The following is a 19,464-nucleotide window of genomic DNA, read 5'->3' as shown; positions in this document are numbered from 1 at the left end:
CATGACGCAAACTCTTCACCGCGTTGCCGTGATCGGCGGCGGAACAATGGGTGCAGGCATTGCCGAGGTGGCTGCCAGCGCCGGACATTCGGTCCTGCTGTATGACATTTCCGCTGAGGCGATTACTCGCGCCATTGAGGGTATTCGCCAGCGACTCGACGTTCGTGTTGGTCGTGGAAAAATCAGTGCGGAACAGGCCAGTGAGCTGCTGGCACGGATCGCCCCCGCGACTGAACTGAATCAGCTTGCCGATGCACAACTGGTGATTGAAGCCGCTTCCGAGCGGCTGGAAATTAAAAAAGCGCTGTTCAGTCAGTTGGCGGAGATCTGTTTGCCGTCAACGCTGCTGACCAGTAATACCTCGTCGATCTCAATTACCGCAATTGCGGCGGGAGTGAAGCATCCGGAACGTGTGGCGGGGCTGCACTTCTTTAACCCTGCACCGGTGATGAAACTGGTGGAAGTGGTGAGCGGCCTTGCCACCTCAACCGAGGTAGTCGAGCAGCTTTGCCAGTGCGTAATCGCCTGGGGCAAGCAGCCGGTGCGCTGCCGCTCAACTCCGGGTTTTATCGTCAACCGCGTGGCGCGTCCGTATTACGCTGAAGCCTGGCGCGCGCTGGAAGAACAGGTTGCGTCAGCGGAAGTGATTGATGCGGCACTGCGCGACGGCGGCGGTTTCCCGATGGGACCGCTGGCGCTGACCGACTTGATTGGTCAGGATGTCAACTTTGCCGTGACCTGTTCGGTGTTTAACGCTTTCTGGCAGGACCGCCGTTTTCTACCGTCTTTGCTGCAACAGGAGCTCGCTCTGGCGGGGCGTTTGGGCAAGAAGAGCGGCCACGGCGTCTATTGCTGGCCTGCTGAGGTATCGCCTGAACTGGCTGTTGCAGCGGTAGCGCCTGAAAATGCAGCAAAAAATATCAAGAGTGACGTTGTCACTGAACTGGATGATGTGCTGCTCCTTGAAACGACCGGTGAAACCGCGCTGGCCTTAAGCGTGCGGCACCAGCGCCCGGTGGTGGTGTATGACCATGCTGCGGGCGACACCGTCGTGCTGGCAAGCGCACCAACCAACCCGGCTTCAGCCACCGACAAAGCGGTGTACTACTTCCAGCAGCAGGGCAAAAAAGTGCTGCGTATTGCCGACTACCCAGGGCTGCTGGTATGGCGCACGGTAGCGATGCTGGCGAACGAAGCGCTGGATGCGCTGCAAAAAGGAGTCGCCAGCGCCGAGGATATCGATGCCGCCATGCGCTTGGGGGTCAACTACCCGCACGGGCCGCTGGCCTGGGGCGAATCGCTCGGCTGGGGACGTGTGCTTCGTCTGCTGGAAAATCTACAACAGCACTACGGCGAAGAACGCTATCGCCCGAGTGCGCTGCTGCGCCAGAAAGCGCTGATGGAGATGCGTCATGAGTAACGAAGCCTGGCGCAACGCCCGCGCCATGTATGTGAAAGACACCTGCGCGCAGGCGCTGGGGATTGAAATTATTGAGATGGACGACGGTTATTCGCAGATGACTATGACCGTGTCGCCGTCGCAACTGAATGGCCATCAGACCTGTCACGGCGGGCAACTGTTTTCACTGGCGGATACTGCCTTTGCTTACGCCTGCAACAGTCAGGGACTGGCGGCAGTAGCCTCAGCGGCCAGTATCGACTTTCTGCGTCCGGCCTTTGCAGGTGACAAACTGACCGCCACCGCGCGGGTTAAGCAGCAAGGCAAACTCACTGGCGTTTACGACATTGAAATTGTCAATCAGCAACACAAAACCGTGGCTCTGTTTCGCGGCAAATCCCACCGCATCGGTGGCACGATTACAGGAGAAGTCTAATGCGTGACGCATTTATTTGTGACGGTATTCGTACCCCGATTGGTCGCTACGGCGGGGCGCTGGCAGGCGTGCGTGCCGACGATCTGGCGGCCATCCCGTTGCGTGAATTACTCAACCGCAACCCACGCCTGGATCCCAGCGCTATTGACGATGTGATCTTCGGTTGCGCCAACCAGGCGGGCGAGGATAACCGCAACGTGGCGCATATGGCGACCCTGCTGGCGGGTTATCCGCACAGCGTTGCCGGCACGACCATCAACCGTCTGTGCGGCTCCGGGCTTGATGCAATCGGCTTCGCTGCTCGCACGATCAAAGCCGGTGATGCCGACCTGCTGATCGCTGGTGGTGTTGAGTCAATGTCACGCGCGCCGTTTGTAATGGGCAAAGCCACCGCGCCGTTTCAGCGTCAGGCCGAGATGTTTGATACCACCATTGGCTGGCGTTTTGTGAACCCGCTCATGCAGCAACAATTCGGAACTGACAGCATGCCGGAAACGGCGGAGAATGTAGCTGAATTGTTAAATATAAGCCGAGAGGACCAGGACGCCTTTGCGTATCGCAGCCAGCAGCGCACGGCGAAAGCCCAGCGTGACGGCATTCTGGCGCAGGAAATTGTGCCGGTACAAATCATTGGCAAGAAAGGGGCAGTTAGCGCAGTACGTGAAGATGAACATCCGCGTGCAGAAACCACGCTGGAGCAACTCGCACAACTGAAAACACCGTTTCGTAAGAACGGCGTGGTTACCGCAGGCAATGCCTCTGGGGTGAACGACGGCGCGGCAGCAATGATCGTAGCCAGCGAGCAACACATAAAGGCCCAGGGACTAACGCCGCGTGCACGCATTGTCGCGATGGCGACGGCGGGCGTGGAGCCGAAGTTTATGGGGCTTGGGCCAGTTCCTGCGGTACGAAAAGTGCTGGAGCGCGCCGGGCTGAATATCAACGATATGGATGTGATTGAGCTGAATGAAGCCTTTGCCGCCCAGGCGTTGGGGGTGATGAGACAGCTTGGACTGGCAGATGACGCAGAACACGTGAATCCCAATGGGGGGGCTATCGCTTTAGGTCACCCGCTGGGGATGAGCGGTGTGCGGTTAGCGCTGGCCGCAACGCTGGAGCTGGAACGACGCAATGGACGTTATGCGCTGTGTACGATGTGTATTGGCGTGGGTCAGGGCATTGCCATGATCCTTGAGCGAGTGTGAGCTAATTGACCTGCGAGTGCCCTACAAAATGACAACGACAACAACAAAATTAGATCCGATTGAAACCGCATCGCGTGACGAATTACAGGCTTTGCAAACCGAGCGCCTGAAATGGACGTTAAAACACGCCTATGAAAATGTCCCGATGTACCGCCGTAAGTTCGACGCGGCGGGGGTTCACCCGGATGATTTCCGTGAGCTGAGCGATCTGAGCAAGTTTCCCTGCACCACCAAGCAGGACCTGCGTGACAACTATCCCTTCGACACCTTCGCGGTACCGATGGAGCAGGTGGTGCGTATCCATGCATCATCCGGCACCACGGGTAAACCGACGGTGGTGGGCTATACGCAAAATGATATCGATACCTGGGCTAACATCGTCGCCCGCTCGCTGCGTGCCGCAGGCGGTACCGCGAAAGATAAAATCCACGTCGCTTATGGCTATGGCCTTTTCACCGGCGGACTGGGCGCGCACTACGGCGCGGAACGCCTGGGGGCAACGGTTATCCCGATGTCCGGCGGTCAAACCGAGAAACAGGCGCAGCTGATTCGCGATTTCAAACCTGACATGATTATGGTCACGCCATCCTACTGTCTGAACCTGATTGAAGAGCTGGAGCGCCAGATGGGCGGTGACGCGCGGGGTTGTTCGCTGCGTACCGGTGTCTTTGGCGCAGAGCCGTGGACAACGGGGATGCGCGCGGAGATCGAACGTCGCCTGGGTATTACGGCGCTGGATATTTATGGCCTCTCGGAAGTGATGGGGCCGGGCGTGGCGATGGAGTGCATCGAAACGGGTGATGGTCCGACAATATGGGAGGATCATTTCTTCCCGGAAGTGGTCAATCCGGATGACGGTACGCCACTGGCCGACGGCGAGCACGGCGAACTGCTGTTCACCACGCTGACGAAAGAAGCGCTACCGGTCATTCGTTATCGTACCCGCGACCTGACGCGCCTGCTGCCGGGTACCGCGCGCACGATGCGTCGTATGGATCGCATTAGCGGGCGCAGCGACGATATGCTGATTATTCGCGGCGTCAACGTCTTCCCATCGCAGGTGGAAGAAGAGATCCTCAAGATTGAACATCTGGCTCCGCATTACCAGTTGGAAGTGGATCGCCGAGGACATCTTGATTCGCTTTCGGTACGCGTGGAGCTTAAAGAGAGCAGCCTGGTGCTAAGCCATGAGCAGCGCTGCCAGATTTGCCATCATTTGCGTCATCGTATTAAGTCGATGGTCGGTATTTCAACGGACGTAAGCATTGTTAACTGCGGCAGCATTCCGCGCTCAGAAGGAAAGGCGTGCCGGGTGTTCGACCTGCGCAAAGTTGCCGCCAACGGCTAAGCCTCGTAGGCCTGATAAGCGCAGCGCCATCAGGCGAGAGCGCACAAGTTGCCGGATGGCGGCGTTGCCTTATCCGGCCTACAAATTCCTGCCATACCGCGGAAATTTTCCTGTGCTATGATTCAAAAAGGACAAAAAAGACAACAGTATGAATCATATGGAAAAACTCGATAGTTTTATTCAGCAGGCGGTAACCGCAATGCCGGTCAGCGGCACCTCGCTTATCGCCTCGCTTTACGGGGACTGTTTATCGCAACGCGGTGGAGAAGTCTGGCTCGGTAGCGTTGCCGCGCTGCTGGAAGGGCTTGGCTTCGGTGAACGTTTTGTACGTACCGCGCTGTTTCGCCTTAATAAAGAAGAATGGCTGGACGTAGTACGTATCGGCCGTCGCAGTTTCTACCGCCTGAGTGATAAAGGGCTACGCTTGACGCGCCGCGCCGAGAGCAAAATCTACCGTGCCAACGCCCCTGAGTGGGACGGTACCTGGCTGCTGCTGCTGTCGGAGGGGCTGGAGAAAAATACCCTGGCCGAAGTTAAAAAGCAGCTGTTATGGCAAGGTTTTGGCGTACTGGCGCCGAGTCTGCTGGCGTCGCCATCGCAAAAGCTGGCGGACGTACAGTCGCTGCTCCATGAAGCTGGGGTGGCGGAAAACGTCATCGTTTTTGAGGCGCATTCGCCGTTGGCACTCTCCCGCGCTGCGCTGCGTGAGCGGGTAGAAGGGTGCTGGCACTTAACCGAACAAAATGCCATGTACGAGGCGTTTATCACGCTGTTCCGTCCGTTGTTACCGCTACTGCGTGACGCCGGGCCGGACGAACTTACGCCAGAGCGCTGCTTCCAGATCCGCCTGTTGCTCATTCACTTCTATCGTCGGGTTGTGCTCAAAGATCCGCTGCTGCCGGAAGAATTGTTGCCTGCTCACTGGCTGGGTCAGACGGCGCGTCAGCTGTGCATTAATATTTATCAACGTGTTGCGCCCGGCGCCCAGGTTTTCGTCAGCGAAAAAGGCGAGAGCTCGGTGGGGGAACTGCCCGCGCCGGGTCCGCTCTATTATCAACGCTTCGGCGGATTAGCCGAGGTGTAACAGGAGAAGCCATGCCGATTTACCAGATTGACGGGATGATCCCGGTAGTTCCTGCAGAAAGCTATGTTCACCCAACCGCAGTGCTGATTGGCGATGTCATTCTCGGCAAAGGTGTTTATGTTGGTCCCAACGCCAGCCTGCGCGGAGATTTTGGGCGTATCGTGGTTAAAGATGGGGCGAATATCCAGGATAACTGCGTGATGCACGGATTTCCCGGCCAGGATACGGTGGTGGAAGAGGACGGACATATCGGCCACGGGGCGATTCTGCACGGCTGTGTGATTGGGCGTAACGCGCTGATCGGCATGAGCGCGGTGATTATCGATGGTGCGACCATCGGTGAAAACAGTATCGTTGGTGCTTCGGCGTTTGTGAAAGCGCGCGCTGAGATGCCTGCCAACCATCTGATTGTCGGCAGCCCGGCGAAAGCGATTCGCATGTTAACTGAGCAGGAACTGGTGTGGAAAAAACAGGGCACTCGCGAGTATCAGGTGCTGGTGGGGCGCTGTCAGCAGACGCTTGCAGAAGTGGAGCCGCTGACTGCGGTAGAACCCGACAGAAAGCGGCTGGAGTTTGATGAGAATTTGCAACCTAAGTCAGCGAGTTAGCGATTCTACGCAATACCCGGTGTCAGAACTGGTAGCTGGCGGTAACGCTGACGTTGCGCGGCTCACCATAAACGATAGAACCGTCGATATTCGTGTCGTAGGTTTTATCGAATAGGTTATTAAGGTTACCCTGCACTGAGAAGTTTTTTGTTACCTGGTAGCGGGTAAACAAATCTACCAGGGCGTAGCTTCCCTGTTCCGCGCGGAATGTGCCATAAGGCGTGACCGTATCGCTGTAAACACGATTCTGCCAGTTAACTCCACCGCCAACGGTCAGTTCCGGCATGGCTGGCAGGCGATAACGGGTAAACAGTTTGACCGTGGTCCGCGGCAGGTTTGGGTTTACTGCATTGCCTTCGTTGTCTTCTGCAACATAGCGTGTCGCACCAAACGTCATCTGCCAGTTATCGGTGATCGCACCGTTAATCTCGAATTCGACCCCTTTACTGACCGTACCATCCATCGCTTTAAAGGCCGTGTCGCCATTGCTACCGGCGATTGGCACGCCGGTTGATTGCGCTACGTTATCCTGTTCGATGCGGAACACCGCGAGCGTGGTGGTTAAACGGCTGTTCATCCAGTCGGACTTCAGACCAAGCTCATAGTTGTTGCCGGTGATCGGAGAGAGATATTTACCGGAACTGTCGTGCTTGTTCTGCGGCTGGAAGATTGAGGTATAGCTGGCGTAGGTAGACCAGTTATCGTCAATGTCATATACCAGACCCGCATACGGCGTGGTGTGGTTTTGCTCCATGCTGTAGGTCAGGGTGTCGATACGCCAGTTGGTGTAACGTGCGCCAACAATCAAATGCAGTGGGTCGGCCAGCGAAATACGCGTTGCGGCGTACAGCGATTTCATGTGCGTGGTATCGTCCTGAGCCAATGACTGCGGGTTCCAGTTGGTTTCAGGGAAGTTACCATCATAGGTATAGAAGCTGCCGATTTCGTTGGGGAAAACGTTCGCCCACGAGCTTTCATAACGGTTATTCTGTTTACTGTAGCTGCCGCCCAGCATCAGATTATGCTGACGACCAAACAGATCGTAACCGCCGTCGGCAAATAGATCGACAGCATCCACTTTACGTTTGCCGCTGTTCCAGCCAGTTCCTCCGACGTAGTCATATCCCGGACCATAGTTGCCATATGGGCCAATCAGCGTGCCGTCGGCCTTATTAACATAGGCATCGACGTACATCATTTTACTGTCGAACTTGACCTCGGAGTGGGTGGCGTTCATGGTCGCCTGCCAGGTATCGGCAAAACGCTGTTTGATGGTGACAAACACTTTGTTGAAGTCTTTATCGTTGTAAGCCCAGTCCGGCGCAGTGCTGCGCGAACGGTCGTAGCTGTTTTTACTGCCATCGGTATTCCAGCGCGGCAATCCACCCCAGGTTGGGCTGTTGATATCAATGCGCTGATATTCATAGCCCGCAGACAGGCTGGTGGTGTCACCCAAATCGGCATCGACAATCCCGGAGAAGAACATTTTTTCGCTATTGTAGCGATCAAGCCAGGAGTCGTTATTCTGGTAACCCGCCACGATGCGACCGCGCACGTTGCCGTCTGCCGTAAGCGGGCTTTGCAGATCGGTCACATAGCGTTGTTTGTTCCAACTGCCATATTCCGCTGAAACATTACCGGTGAACTCGCGGCTGGTGGCATGCTTACGGATCATGTTAATGGAGGCTGAAGGGTTACCCGTCCCGGTCATTAGCCCGTTTGCGCCACGGACCACTTCGACACGCTCAAAAAGGGCGGTGTCAGAAAGGGCGTCACCGAGATTCCAGCGGGATTCAAAATAGGTCGGGATCCCATCGACCATATAGTTATCAATCTGAAATCCGCGCGAGTAATAGCTGCTGCGATCTGAATCCGCCTGGCTTTTGCTTATCCCCAACGTGTTGTCCATCACATCACCCAGCGTTTGCAATTGCTGATCTTCCATGCGTTGCTGGCTGACAATGCTGACCGATTGCGGAATATCGCGCTGTGTCATTTGCATTTTTGTGCCAGCGGTCGTTGATTTAACGCTGTAATCTTGCTCCTCACTGGATGCCGAAGGAGCAGAACCTTCCACGATCACTGTCTCTTCTGCAGGGGCTGCGAGGCTGGTGGAAGGTAAAAGGGCTAGCGTGATGCATGCTGCCAGCAAAGAAGGGGCAAGCCCCGGTTGGCGTTGAACATTCCCGTTGAGTGTTGTGAAAGACATCGAAAAGTCCTTGATAATTATTAATATTAAGTTCGAATCACCGGTAGTTGTGATGAACCCTTTGGTTGTAAACTATTAAATGCGCATGTAAATACAAATGCGAAATATACGCATTAGCAATTAATGTGTAAACAGATGCTACGACATAAATGAAATATTGTTTCAGTACTATGCTTGAGCAATAGCGCAGGAAAATGGTTATAAGAGCAGCACTGACTGAGGTTTTCGCTTAAAAAATCGAGGGTTAAAGTTGAAAGAGCGTGAGGAACTCGCTCATACTCTATACTCGCAGAGTTACCCGGCGTAGCATGGCAAAACGCTTGGGCTGTTAATGAAAAAGGAAAACGTCGTGGCAGAAGAAACTATATTCAGCAAAATTATTCGTCGTGAGATTCCGTCGGATATCGTATACCAGGATGAACTGGTCACTGCGTTTCGTGATATTTCCCCTCAGGCACCAACGCATATCCTGATCATTCCTAACATTCTGATCCCAACTGTCAACGATGTGACGGCGGAACATGAACAGGCATTGGGCCGCATGATCACCGTTGCGGCGAAAATTGCTGAGCAGGAAGGCATTGCTGCAGATGGGTACCGCTTAATCATGAACACCAACCGCCACGGGGGGCAGGAGGTGTATCACATTCATATGCACCTGCTGGGTGGACGTGCGCTTGGCCCAATGCTTGCGCATAAAGGTCTGTAAGCATGACCAGAGGATGCATTGCGCTTTCACTGGGCTTGTTGTTGCTGGCGGGTTGTCGTTCACACCCTGAAATCCCAGTAAGTGATGAACAGTCGCTGGTGATGGAATCAACAATTCTGGCGGCGGGTATTACAGCAGAGCAGCCCACGTTAACAACGTCTGATATTCAGGCTTCGGCATCCTCGCGACTCTATAACGAAAGACAAGAACCCGTTACCGTTCATTATCGGTTTTACTGGTATGACGCCAGAGGGCTGGAAATGCACCCTCTGGAAGCGCCACGCAGTGTGACTATTCCGGCTCATTCGTCGGTGACGCTGTACGGCAGCGCCAATTTTCTGGGGGCGCACAAGGTTAGACTTTATCTTTATTTGTAAGGGGTGAATCTTGATGAACAAAATGAATCGCTACGCACTGATTGCCGCGCTGGCGATGTTTCTCTCTGGCTGTGTGGCGCAACGTGAGCCCGCGCCGGTAGAGGAAGTGAAGCCGGTACCGGAACAGCCTGCGCAGCCGCAACAGCCGGTGCCGGTTGTGCCAACGGTGCCAAGCATACCGCAGCAGCCGGGCCCAATTGAGCATGAGGACCAAACGGCGCAGCCGACGCCACGTCAACGTCACTATGACTGGAACGGGGCTATGCAGCCGATGGTCGGCAAAATGCTGCAGGCCGACGGCGTCAAAGCGGGCGGCGTTCTGCTGGTTGATAGCGTGAATAACCGCACCAATGGCTCGTTGAACGCGGGTGAAGCCACCGAAACCTTACGTAACGCGCTGGCGAATAATGGTAAGTTTACGCTGATTTCTGCCCAACAGCTGGCTGTCGCCAAACAGCAGTTAGGTCTGTCTCCGAATGACAGTCTGGGAACGCGCAGTAAAGCGATTGGTATCGCCCGTAACGTTGGCGCGCAGTATGTGCTTTATTCCAGCGCATCCGGCAACGTCAATTCGCCTGCGCTGCAAATGCAATTAATGCTGGTACAAACTGGCGAGATAATCTGGTCAGGTAAAGGTGCCGTTCAGCAACAATAGCAGACTCACGCGCGGCGAAGTGTTGTCGCGCTATTTCCCGCAGTATCATCCCGTCGCAACCAGCCAAACCGGCCTGAGCGGCGGGAGCTGCATCATTGAACACCGTTCCCACCGGCTGGTACTGCGCTGCCATCACGATCCTGACGCGCCGGAATCTCATTTCTTACGCCAATATCATGCGTTAAAACACCTGCCAGAAAGCCTTGCGCCACGTCCTCATTTTTATACGCGTGGGTGGATGGCAGTCGAGTTTTTTCACGGTAAGGTAGAATCCAGATTACCGGACGCCGACGAACTCGCAGGCTTACTGTATCATCTGCACCAGCAACCCCGATTGGGCTGGCGAATCAGCCTGCTTCCGCTACTTGAACAGTACTGGCAGTGTGGCGATCCGGCGCGTCGTACACCATGCTGGCTGCGCGCGCTGAAGCGGCTAAGGAAACGAGGTGAGCCTCGACCTTTGCGCCTGGGGCCGCTGCATATGGATGTTCACGGTGACAACATCGTACGTACGGCATCAGGGCTGCGGCTGATTGACTGGGAATACGCCGGAGACGGTGATATTGCCCTGGAGCTGGCGGCAGTATGGGTTAGCGATGAATCCCAGCACCAACAGTTGGTTAGCACCTACGCCCAACGAGCGCACATTGAGCCAGACGTTTTGTGGCGACAGGTCAGACAATGGCAACCCTGGATAATGATGCTGAAGGCGGGGTGGTTTGAGTATCGCTGGCGGCAAACCGGCGATCGACAATTTATCAGGCTGGCCGATGAAACCTGGCGGCAGCTAACAATTAAAGGATAAGGAGAGCAGTGTGGGCCCAGTAATGTTGGATGTCGAAGGGTATGAGCTGGACGCTGAAGAGCGTGAGATTCTGGCACATCCGCTGGTAGGTGGGTTGATCCTCTTTACCCGAAATTATCATGACCCGGAACAGCTGCGTGAATTAGTGCGTCAGATCCGGGCTGCGTCACGTAACCATCTGGTGGTGGCGGTAGATCAGGAAGGCGGACGCGTACAGCGTTTTCGTGAGGGCTTTACCCGCCTGCCTGCAGCTCAATCCTTTGCTGCGTTGCACGGTCTGGAAGAAGGCGGCAAACTGGCTCAGGACGCAGGGTGGTTGATGGCCAGCGAAATGATCGCGATGGACATTGATATCAGCTTTGCACCCGTGCTGGATGTGGGCCATATCAGCGCGGCAATCGGCGAGCGTTCTTACCATGCCGATCCGCTAAAAGCGCTGGCGATGGCGACCCGCTTCATTGACGGGATGCATGCTGCTGGCATGAAAACGACCGGTAAACATTTCCCAGGACATGGGGCGGTGACGGCGGATTCACACAAAGAAACCCCAACCGATCCACGCCCAGAAGCCGAGATTCGTGCGAAAGATATGTCCGTGTTCCAGACGTTGATTACGGAAAACAAACTGGATGCCATTATGCCTGCGCATGTCATCTACAGTGATGTCGATCCGCGTCCGGCGAGTGGCTCACCTCACTGGTTGAAAACGGTGCTACGCCAGGAGCTTGGCTTCGATGGTGTCATTTTCTCCGACGATTTGTCGATGGAAGGGGCGGCGATAATGGGAAGCTATGCGGAGCGTGGACAGGCATCGCTGGATGCAGGTTGCGATATGATCCTGGTCTGCAATAATCGTAAGGGAGCGGTCAGTGTGTTAGATAATCTGTCGCCGATCAATGCAGAACGTGTTACACGTTTGTATCATAAAGGTTCATTTTCACGTCAGGAACTGATGGACTCGGCATGCTGGAAGACGGTAAGCACTCAGCTTAACCAACTTCATGAGCGCTGGCAGGAAGAGAAAGCAGGTCATTAACGCAAGTTTGGCGAGGATGCGATGATTATCTATTTACACGGTTTTGACTCTAACAGCCCGGGCAACCATGAGAAGGTGTTGCAGCTGCAATTCATCGACCCGGATGTCAGGCTGATTAGCTACAGTACGCGGCATCCTAAACATGATATGCAGCATCTGCTGAAAGAAGTGGACAAAATGCTGCAGCTGAATGTGGATGACCGTCCGCTGATTTGTGGTGTGGGGCTCGGGGGATATTGGGCTGAACGGATTGGTTTCCTGTGTGATATTCGTCAGGTAGTGTTTAATCCCAACCTGTTCCCGTATGAGAACATGGAAGGCAAAATCGACAGACCTGAGGAGTATGCAGACATCGCAACAAAATGCGTGACCAATTTCCGTGAGAAGAATCGCGATCGCTGCCTGGTGATCCTGTCACGTCATGATGAAGCGCTTAACAGTCAGCGTTCGTCGGAAGAGCTGCATCATTTTTACGAGATAGTCTGGGACGAAGAGCAGACGCATAAGTTTAAGAATATCTCTCCGCATTTGCAGCGCATCAAAGCGTTCAAGACGTTAGGTTAATTCTTATTGAGTGTGTAAAAAACCAGCCATCGGGCTGGTTTTTTTGTTCTTAAAGTTCCGGTTGTCTATCTTTTCAGCATCAAAACTTGATACATATCAATTTTGGTATGACCAATGCACCGTTCGTGTTATTCTCACTCTCGAAGAACATTTTCATTGCCGTAACTTGTTGTTAATTAAAGGCTATGCTCATAACTTTTAATTAACAATTGGTTAATAAATTTGAGGGGGTCACGTTGACTACACCATTGAAAAGGATCGTGATTGTCGGCGGCGGTGCTGGCGGACTGGAAATGGCGACGCAGCTGGGTAAAAAACTCGGGCGTAAGAAAAAGGCCAAAATCACACTGGTAGACAGAAACCACAGTCACTTGTGGAAACCGTTACTGCATGAAGTGGCGACGGGTTCACTGGACGAAGGTGTGGATGCGCTGAGTTATTTGGCTCATGCCCGTAACCATGGCTTCCAGTTCCAGTTAGGCTCGGTGGTGGATATCGATCGTGAAGCGAAGACCATTACTCTCGCTGAGCTGCGCGATGAGAAGGGTGAGCTACTGGTTCCTGAGCGTAAAGTGCCGTATGACACGCTGGTGATGGCGTTGGGCAGTACGTCCAACGATTTCAACACCCCTGGCGTGAAAGAAAACTGCATTTTCCTCGATAACCCGCATCAGGCGCGTCGTTTCCACCAGGAGATGCTGAATCTGTTCCTGAAGTATTCCGCGAATCTGGGCGCTAACGGAAAAGTGAATATCGCCATTGTGGGCGGCGGTGCGACGGGTGTTGAACTCTCCGCTGAGCTGCACAATGCGGTAAAACAACTGCACAGCTATGGTTACAAAGGGCTGACCAATGACGCGCTGAACGTTACGCTGGTCGAAGCCGGTGAGCGTATTCTGCCTGCGTTGCCGCCGCGTATTTCCGGTGCTGCGCATAATGAGTTAACCAAACTGGGCGTACGCGTACTGACCCAGACGATGGTAACCAGCGCTGATGAAGGCGGACTGCACACCAAAGATGGCGAATACATTAAAGCCGATCTGATGGTGTGGGCGGCGGGTATCAAAGCGCCAGACTTTATGAAAGACATTGGCGGTCTGGAAACGAACCGTATTAACCAACTGGTGGTTGAGCCAACTCTGCAGAGCACGCGCGATCCTGACGTGTACGCGATTGGCGACTGCGCTTCCTGCGCTCGCCCGGAAGGCGGTTTTGTGCCTCCGCGCGCTCAGGCAGCACACCAGATGGCGACCTGCGCGATGAACAATATTCTGGCACAGATGAACGGTAAGCCGCTGAAAGCGTATCAGTACAAAGATCACGGCTCTCTGGTCTCGCTCTCTAACTTCTCTACCGTGGGTAGCCTGATGGGCAACCTGACCCGTGGTTCGATGATGGTGGAAGGACGTATTGCGCGCTTTGTGTACATCTCACTGTACCGCATGCACCAGATTGCTTTGCACGGCTACTTCAAAACCGGCCTGATGATGCTGGTCGGCAGTATCAACCGGGTGATTCGCCCGCGTCTGAAACTGCATTAATATCGACCTGTGGCGTCGGATGATTTTACGCATCCGACGCCTTCCTTCAGAGTTGTCTGAATCATTCCGCTTTCGCTCCACCTCCCGCTATTTTCATCCGTAATCTGATTGGCATTCCTCACCTTCTGTTGCAAAGTTGTTGCTAATAGCAAAAAAGGAGGAAGTCCCGTGAATAAATCAATGTTGGCGGGTATAGGGATTGGCGTAGCTGCTGCGCTGGGTGTTGCAGCGGTGGCCAGTCTGAACGTTTTCGAGCGTGGCCCACAGTATGCGCAAGTTGTCTCTGCAACACCGATTAAAGAGTCGGTAAAAACACCGCGTCAGGAGTGCCGGAACGTAACGGTCACCCACCGCAAGCCGGTACAAGATGAAAACCGTATCGCGGGTTCCGTACTGGGCGCGGTTGCGGGTGGTGTTATTGGGCATCAGTTTGGCGGTGGACGTGGTAAAGATATTGCCACCGTGGCCGGTGCTTTAGGCGGCGGCTATGCAGGTAACCAGATTCAGGGTTCGATGCAGGAAAACGATACTTACACCACCACGCAGCAGCGTTGTAAAACGGTGTATGACAAATCTGAAAAGATGCTGGGCTACGACGTGACGTACAAAATTGGCGATCAGCAGGGGAAAATCCGTATGGATAAGGACCCCGGCGCGCAAATTCCGTTGGATAACAACGGACAGTTGGTACTGAATAACAAAGCGTAAAATAGCATTATCCTGAACATTAGCCCCCCATTCGCTCAGGCTGGGGGGCTTTTTTTATCAGAAGGTTAAGGCGTAGTTCAGACCAAAAGTACGACCCCGGCCCTTGTATTCATACAGTGACGGGCTGCCGTAGGTTGGGCTATACAGCAGTGGCGCACGTTGTCCCCACAGTGTGGTGTACTCTTCATTCAGCAGGTTTTCCACGCTGAAGGTCAGCTTACCCAACGGGAGCTGATAGCTGCCGATAAAGTCCATCGTGTTATAGCCATCTAGCTTGTTACCGCTGGCGTCGGTCAGATCAAATGTTTGCTGGCTCTGTACGCGCAAGGTCCACGGTTCTGGTGCCCAGCCGACCCACGCGGTTGCTTTGGACGGTGAGGCCAGCGTGACATCCCATTTTTGCCATTTACCGTTCTGTTTCACTTCCGATTTAATGACGTTGAAGTTGCCACCCAGGCTCCAGTCCGTGTCCGCAATGAAATAATCCACCGCACCTTCAAGGCCATAAATGCGGCGATCGTCGGGCTGAACGTTAATGGTCATATCGCTGCGGTTGATAACGATCGATTTATCTGAAGTCGAGTAGTAAGCGGCCAGTTGCGTGCGCAGACTATCGCCGGTATAGCGCCACCCCAGTTCGTACGAGTTAACTTTAATCCCTTCCAGACGTGAATCCGCCACGTTGACGCTGCGCTGGAGCTGGTAATGATCGCCAACCAGCGAATAGGTACCGTTACCGTAATATTTCCCTGGGTCCGGAAGCTCCACGCCCTGAGAAAAGTTAAACCACGTTTGCTGACGGTCGGTCAGGCGGGCAAGGATACCGGCGTTGAACAGGAAATTATCGTAATCGGTTTTGCCGCCTGGAATGGAATCGGCAGAGTTCGCAAGCCCGGTCGCGATTCCCTGCTGTTGAGCATAGCCAACGAAATCATCAACCCTGTTTTCGGTCCACTGATAGCGCACGCCGGCGCTGAGGGTAAAGATATCGTTAATGTCATAGCTGTTTTGCAGGAAAGGCGCGAAGTTGGTGATGCTGTAACCGGGGTAACGCCCGGTGGTATAAGCGGTACGGTTATCCATACCGCCGGAGGGCAGGGACCAGGCCAGATCGAAGAATTTCTGATTGGAGTCGAAGGTTTCGTGATCGGCATCGACACCCCACGTCAGCTCCCAGTTATCCATCAACTGGCTGTTGAGGGTAATTTTGGCACCAAACTGGTCGGTGTCCTGCTGTGATGCGGAGAAACTGGTGACTTTGCCTTTGCTGAGCGTAGGGAAGGGGTAGAATTTCAGCGATTCGTCACGGTAATAGATTTGGCTGACCAGGTTCTGGCCAAAAAAATCTGCATCTGAATATTGCAGACTAATAAGATGACGTTCGGTGCCGGGAATACGATCGGAATTCAGTCCGCTGCTGGTATATGCTTTGCCGTTTCCGGTCACGGCGGACATGTTCTCGCCGAGATCCAGCCCGTAATCGTCATCCCCCTGACTTTTATAGTACTGCGTAACCAGTTGCAACTGACGGTTGTCGTCAAGTTCAATCGTCCCTGTGCCCATGACGTCCAGACGATCGGAGTGCTGTAACCCGGTTTGGGTGTTATCGAGCAGCAGGGCATCGTGATTACCGTCATACCAGCCGCCAAATCGTTGATACGCGACGGACATACGCCCGGAAGCGCGATCGGTTCCGCCACTTACCGCCACGGCAACGCGTTCATCATGATCGTTGCTATTGTTGAAGCCGCTTTTGCCCCCCAGTTCGAGTTCTACTTCACGCTCCGGCTGGCCTTTTTTGGTGACAATGTTGATTAATCCGCCGGTACTGCCACCGCCATAAAGTGAGGTTGCGCCTGAAATGACTTCAATGTGCGCAATGTTAAATGGGTCAATGGAGTCAAGCTGACGGCTGTCGGTTCGCGAGGAGTTCAGACGGACGCCGTCAATTAGCACGACAATGGCGCGACCACGCATGTTCATGCCGTAGTTGGTTCGTCCCTGACTGCTGACATCAATTCCGGGGATTAACTGAGCAAGAACATCCTTGAACTCTTTACCACCCTGAACTTGCTGTTCAATTTCGCTTCCTTCAATAACCCAGGTCGTTTGCGCCATTTCTGCCACTGTGCGCTGGCTACGGTTGGCGCTGACGATGAGGTTCTCTTCCTCAGCCGCAACGGCGGGTAGAGTTAAAGATAACAGAAGAGGATTGAGCACCCAGAGACGCTTATGCATTTGTATTCCTTTTAAAAAAGTCGGTCTGTTTCTGTTATAGCGGTAGAGAAACCGATGGTTACATTGTGAAACAGGTATTAAAACAAATGCGAATATTGCTGATAATAATTGTCGTTATCAATACTTTTTTCAAAAAATGATCGGGTAACACGATGAAAACAATGAGAAATGTAGGGTCAATAGAACGGGAATCTAACCGGGGGCTTTATCAGCTCCCGGTGGTGTGAGTACAGCGGGGGAATTGTGGGAAAGGGTTAAGCTTTGACGAGTTCGGGCCACAGTCGCAGGGTTGTGTGTGCGATCTGCATCAGTTTTTCAAACGTTGCGCCTTCACGGGCGCTGATCGACATACCTTGTAAAATACAGTTCAGGTATTCGGCCAGTTTTTGCACGTCGCAATGGGCCGGAATTTCGCCTCGTTGCTGGCGCTGGTGAAGGAACTGGGTAAGCGTCTGTTCCTGCATTGCATGGCGGGATTTCACCGTGTGTGCAATATCGCGGGAAGAGGCTGCCAGCGTCGCAGAAGTATTAATCATGAAACATCCCGCCGGGGTGTCCTTGCTGGTAAAGCAGGTCGCTATAGCAGTGAAATAGTCTTCCAGTGCGGACTCAAGGCTTTTTTCTTCACAAAACAGCTGGGCTTCGTGTTTCGCCGCAAAGCGGGTGATGTAGCGGTCCAGTACGGCACGGAACAACCCTTCTTTATTGGTGAACTCCGCATACAGCGTAGGCGCTTTTGCGCCGGTGGCTTCCACGAGATCGGCGAGTGAGGTCGCTTCATATCCGTGCTGCCAGAAGAGTGTCATGGCCTTATCAAGCGCGGCTTCCCTGTCGAACACTTTTGGTCGGCCACGGCTTTTTTTTGCACAACCTGTCGTTTCAGTTGTCATGGTGCCGATGTACCTTTGTTGGGTTTATTGAATAACCATTATAAAAATATTCGACTGCACACTCCAGCGGATTCACGATAAAAATAATTTATAGCTATTAGCATGAAAAATAAGACCTTTATATTTTATATAACGATCATTATAAAAAAATGTTGACGTGTGACCTGGATCACATCTATGATTTACCTATCGATCGTTAAGTTAATATTTTCGACACCCATTCATCTGCTAAAGGTCACTATCATGAAAAACGTAAAAACACTGTTTGTCGCTGCTGTTCTTAGCTCACTGTCATTTGCAAGCTTTGCCGCTGTTGAAGTTCAGTCCACCCCTGCGGGTCAAGAGAAAGTCGGTACTATTTCTGCGAATGCGGGGACTAACTTAGGTTCTCTGGAAGATCAACTGGCGCAGAAAGCCGATGAGATGGGGGCGAAGTCTTTCCGTATTACTTCCGTTACCGGTCCTAACACTCTTCACGGAACTGCTGTTATCTACAAATAAGATTTAACCCATCGCAATGCCACTGCGAGTTAATTAAAAAACCCCCGCGGAATAAAATCCAGCGGGGGTTTTTTTATACGCTACGTTTACAGCGGTTGTTGAGCAACGTCATGATGACGGGTCACATCGACCGGCATGCCTGAGCGAATCTCCATCGCATGATCCATGACGGCGGTATCTGTTTGCGCCGCATTTTTAAATGTCTGCATGGACGCGTTCAGCACGATCGGCAGCAGTTGCGGGTCGTCATTGATTTTTTCGGACAGCGGTTGGTGTACTTCCACCAGGCGCACGCCGTTAGGCTCAACGGATGCTTTGATCGGCGTATTGATAATATTGACCTTAGTTCCGGGCGTTACCTGACGGAACAGGGTTTCGATATCACCGTCGCGCAGACGAATACAGCCGGAACTGACGCGCATTCCGATGCCAAAATCAGCATTTGTACCGTGCAACAGGTACACGCCGCCGTATGCCGCTAAGCGAATTGCATGATGGCCCATCGGGTTATCCGGACCGGCAGGCACAACGGCAGGCAGGTCAATCCCGTTTGCTTTGTATCGCGCGCGGATATTTGCCGTCGGCGTCCAGGTGGGGTTGGCGCGTTTATCAGAGATGGTGGTTACCATCGTAGGCGTCAGCGTGTCACCACCTAACTGGCCAATACCAATAGGATACACGGTCACCGAATTGGTCCCCGGCTGGTAATAATAAAGACGCAGTTCGGCGAGGTTGATAACAATACCTTCGCGCGGGGCGTCAGGTAGCAGAGTTTGTAACGGGATCGTCAAAACGCTGCCCGGACGTGGTACGTAAGGGTCAACGCCAGGGTTGGCCTGCAGTAGCGCGAGAAAGCCGACATTGTACTTTTTCGCAATCGCTTCCAGAGAACCGCCATTGTCTTCAACAACGTGAACGGCATTCTGACCTACCAGACGGCTTCCCGGTGGCGGCAGCGGCCAGGTGTTTGCCTGAGCCGGAAGTGCTAACGCGAATGTCGCTGCAAGCGTAAAAAACGCGAGCCAGCGAGAGAGTCGTTTATTGTTTAACATCACCATAAATCCATTGTTTTTACGTGGTTTTTATTATGTAAAAGTAAACGAGAATTATGGCTGTTTGCTGTGTCGGGAAGTGCAGGGAAGTGCAAAGAG

General features: G+C 53.5%; 19 protein-coding genes. 15 read left to right on the top strand and 4 right to left on the bottom strand.

The features are described from left to right. The first annotated feature begins 1 nt into the window (after position 1). The 6 genes from LY264_RS15225 (at position 2) to paaY (ending at position 6,080) form a co-directional block, all read left to right on the top strand. A complete protein-coding gene (locus tag LY264_RS15225) occupies positions 2–1,420 on the top strand; it encodes a 3-hydroxyacyl-CoA dehydrogenase (RefSeq protein ID WP_048226904.1) in 1,419 nt (472 codons plus the stop codon). Beyond that, positions 1,413–1,835: a hydroxyphenylacetyl-CoA thioesterase PaaI gene (paaI, locus tag LY264_RS15220; protein WP_003832239.1), complete on the top strand. Its 423-nt coding sequence runs from the start codon at positions 1,413–1,415 to the stop codon at positions 1,833–1,835. Before LY264_RS15225 ends, paaI begins: the two co-directional genes overlap by 8 nt. After that, on the top strand, positions 1,835–3,040 hold the full coding sequence (gene pcaF / locus LY264_RS15215; protein ID WP_048214430.1) for a 3-oxoadipyl-CoA thiolase: 1,206 nt from the start codon (positions 1,835–1,837) through the stop codon (positions 3,038–3,040). Before paaI ends, pcaF begins: the two co-directional genes overlap by 1 nt. 28 nt (positions 3,041–3,068) lie before the next feature. Next, positions 3,069–4,388 (top strand): phenylacetate--CoA ligase PaaK, encoded by a 1,320-nt coding sequence (paaK, locus tag LY264_RS15210; RefSeq protein ID WP_003832244.1) that lies wholly within the window; start codon positions 3,069–3,071, stop codon positions 4,386–4,388. 157 nt (positions 4,389–4,545) lie between these two features. Continuing rightward, positions 4,546–5,472, top strand: coding sequence for a phenylacetic acid degradation operon negative regulatory protein PaaX (paaX, locus tag LY264_RS15205; protein WP_165612492.1), 927 nt, complete (start codon positions 4,546–4,548; stop codon positions 5,470–5,472). Between the two features lie 11 nt (positions 5,473–5,483). Continuing rightward, entirely contained in the window at positions 5,484–6,080 is a 597-nt protein-coding gene (gene paaY / locus LY264_RS15200; RefSeq protein ID WP_032943013.1) for a phenylacetic acid degradation protein PaaY, read from the top strand. 22 nt (positions 6,081–6,102) lie between these two features. Here paaY and fhuE read toward each other — a convergent pair whose 3' ends face one another. After that, positions 6,103–8,289, bottom strand: a complete 2,187-nt coding sequence (gene fhuE / locus LY264_RS15195) for a ferric-rhodotorulic acid/ferric-coprogen receptor FhuE (RefSeq protein WP_048226902.1) — start codon at positions 8,287–8,289, stop codon at positions 6,103–6,105. 349 nt (positions 8,290–8,638) lie between these two features. Between fhuE and hinT the strand changes: the two genes are divergently transcribed. The 8 genes from hinT to LY264_RS15155 all read left to right on the top strand — a co-directional run bounded on the left by hinT (position 8,639) and on the right by LY264_RS15155 (position 14,684). After that, positions 8,639–8,998: a purine nucleoside phosphoramidase gene (gene hinT / locus LY264_RS15190; protein WP_003030826.1), complete on the top strand. Its 360-nt coding sequence runs from the start codon at positions 8,639–8,641 to the stop codon at positions 8,996–8,998. A gap of 2 nt (positions 8,999–9,000) precedes the next feature. Further along, positions 9,001–9,375 (top strand): YcfL family putative periplasmic lipoprotein, encoded by a 375-nt coding sequence (locus tag LY264_RS15185; protein ID WP_048214425.1) that lies wholly within the window; start codon positions 9,001–9,003, stop codon positions 9,373–9,375. A gap of 13 nt (positions 9,376–9,388) precedes the next feature. Next, positions 9,389–10,030 carry a penicillin-binding protein activator LpoB gene (lpoB, locus tag LY264_RS15180; RefSeq protein WP_008784426.1) on the top strand — a complete coding sequence of 214 codons (642 nt, stop codon included), beginning with the start codon at positions 9,389–9,391 and terminating at the stop codon, positions 10,028–10,030. Further along, a complete protein-coding gene (thiK, locus tag LY264_RS15175; protein ID WP_048226900.1) occupies positions 10,011–10,835 on the top strand; it encodes a thiamine kinase in 825 nt (274 codons plus the stop codon). Before lpoB ends, thiK begins: the two co-directional genes overlap by 20 nt. A gap of 10 nt (positions 10,836–10,845) precedes the next feature. Then, positions 10,846–11,871 carry a beta-N-acetylhexosaminidase gene (nagZ, locus tag LY264_RS15170; RefSeq protein WP_048226898.1) on the top strand — a complete coding sequence of 342 codons (1,026 nt, stop codon included), beginning with the start codon at positions 10,846–10,848 and terminating at the stop codon, positions 11,869–11,871. A 21-nt stretch (positions 11,872–11,892) separates the two neighbouring features. After that, complete coding sequence (gene ycfP, locus LY264_RS15165) at positions 11,893–12,435, top strand: alpha/beta hydrolase YcfP (RefSeq protein ID WP_003030817.1); 543 nt, start codon at positions 11,893–11,895, stop codon at positions 12,433–12,435. A gap of 236 nt (positions 12,436–12,671) precedes the next feature. Beyond that, positions 12,672–13,976: an NADH-quinone dehydrogenase gene (gene ndh / locus LY264_RS15160; RefSeq protein WP_003832263.1), complete on the top strand. Its 1,305-nt coding sequence runs from the start codon at positions 12,672–12,674 to the stop codon at positions 13,974–13,976. A 168-nt stretch (positions 13,977–14,144) separates the two neighbouring features. Then, the gene (locus LY264_RS15155; protein ID WP_003030814.1) at positions 14,145–14,684 is read left to right on the top strand and encodes a glycine zipper 2TM domain-containing protein; all 540 of its coding nucleotides are present in this window, start codon (positions 14,145–14,147) and stop codon (positions 14,682–14,684) included. A gap of 57 nt (positions 14,685–14,741) precedes the next feature. Here the strand turns inward: LY264_RS15155 and LY264_RS15150 are convergent, their stop codons facing one another. Next, the gene (locus LY264_RS15150; RefSeq protein ID WP_048226897.1) at positions 14,742–16,922 is read right to left on the bottom strand and encodes a TonB-dependent siderophore receptor; all 2,181 of its coding nucleotides are present in this window, start codon (positions 16,920–16,922) and stop codon (positions 14,742–14,744) included. 254 nt (positions 16,923–17,176) lie between these two features. After that, complete coding sequence (gene comR / locus LY264_RS15145) at positions 17,177–17,812, bottom strand: TetR family copper-responsive transcriptional repressor ComR (RefSeq protein ID WP_008784432.1); 636 nt, start codon at positions 17,810–17,812, stop codon at positions 17,177–17,179. Positions 17,813–18,055: 243 nt separating this feature from the next. Between comR and bhsA the strand changes: the two genes are divergently transcribed. Continuing rightward, positions 18,056–18,313, top strand: coding sequence for a multiple stress resistance protein BhsA (gene bhsA, locus LY264_RS15140; RefSeq protein WP_003030810.1), 258 nt, complete (start codon positions 18,056–18,058; stop codon positions 18,311–18,313). A gap of 86 nt (positions 18,314–18,399) precedes the next feature. Here the strand turns inward: bhsA and ldtC are convergent, their stop codons facing one another. Next, positions 18,400–19,365 carry a L,D-transpeptidase LdtC gene (ldtC, locus tag LY264_RS15135; protein ID WP_032944376.1) on the bottom strand — a complete coding sequence of 322 codons (966 nt, stop codon included), beginning with the start codon at positions 19,363–19,365 and terminating at the stop codon, positions 18,400–18,402. Positions 19,366–19,464 lie beyond the last annotated feature (99 nt).

Source organism: Citrobacter portucalensis (genome assembly GCF_023374935.1).
GTDB lineage: Bacteria > Pseudomonadota > Gammaproteobacteria > Enterobacterales > Enterobacteriaceae > Citrobacter > Citrobacter portucalensis.
The sequence above is the reverse complement of the archived record's forward strand: the minus strand, read 5'-3'. Positions and strand labels throughout refer to the sequence as shown.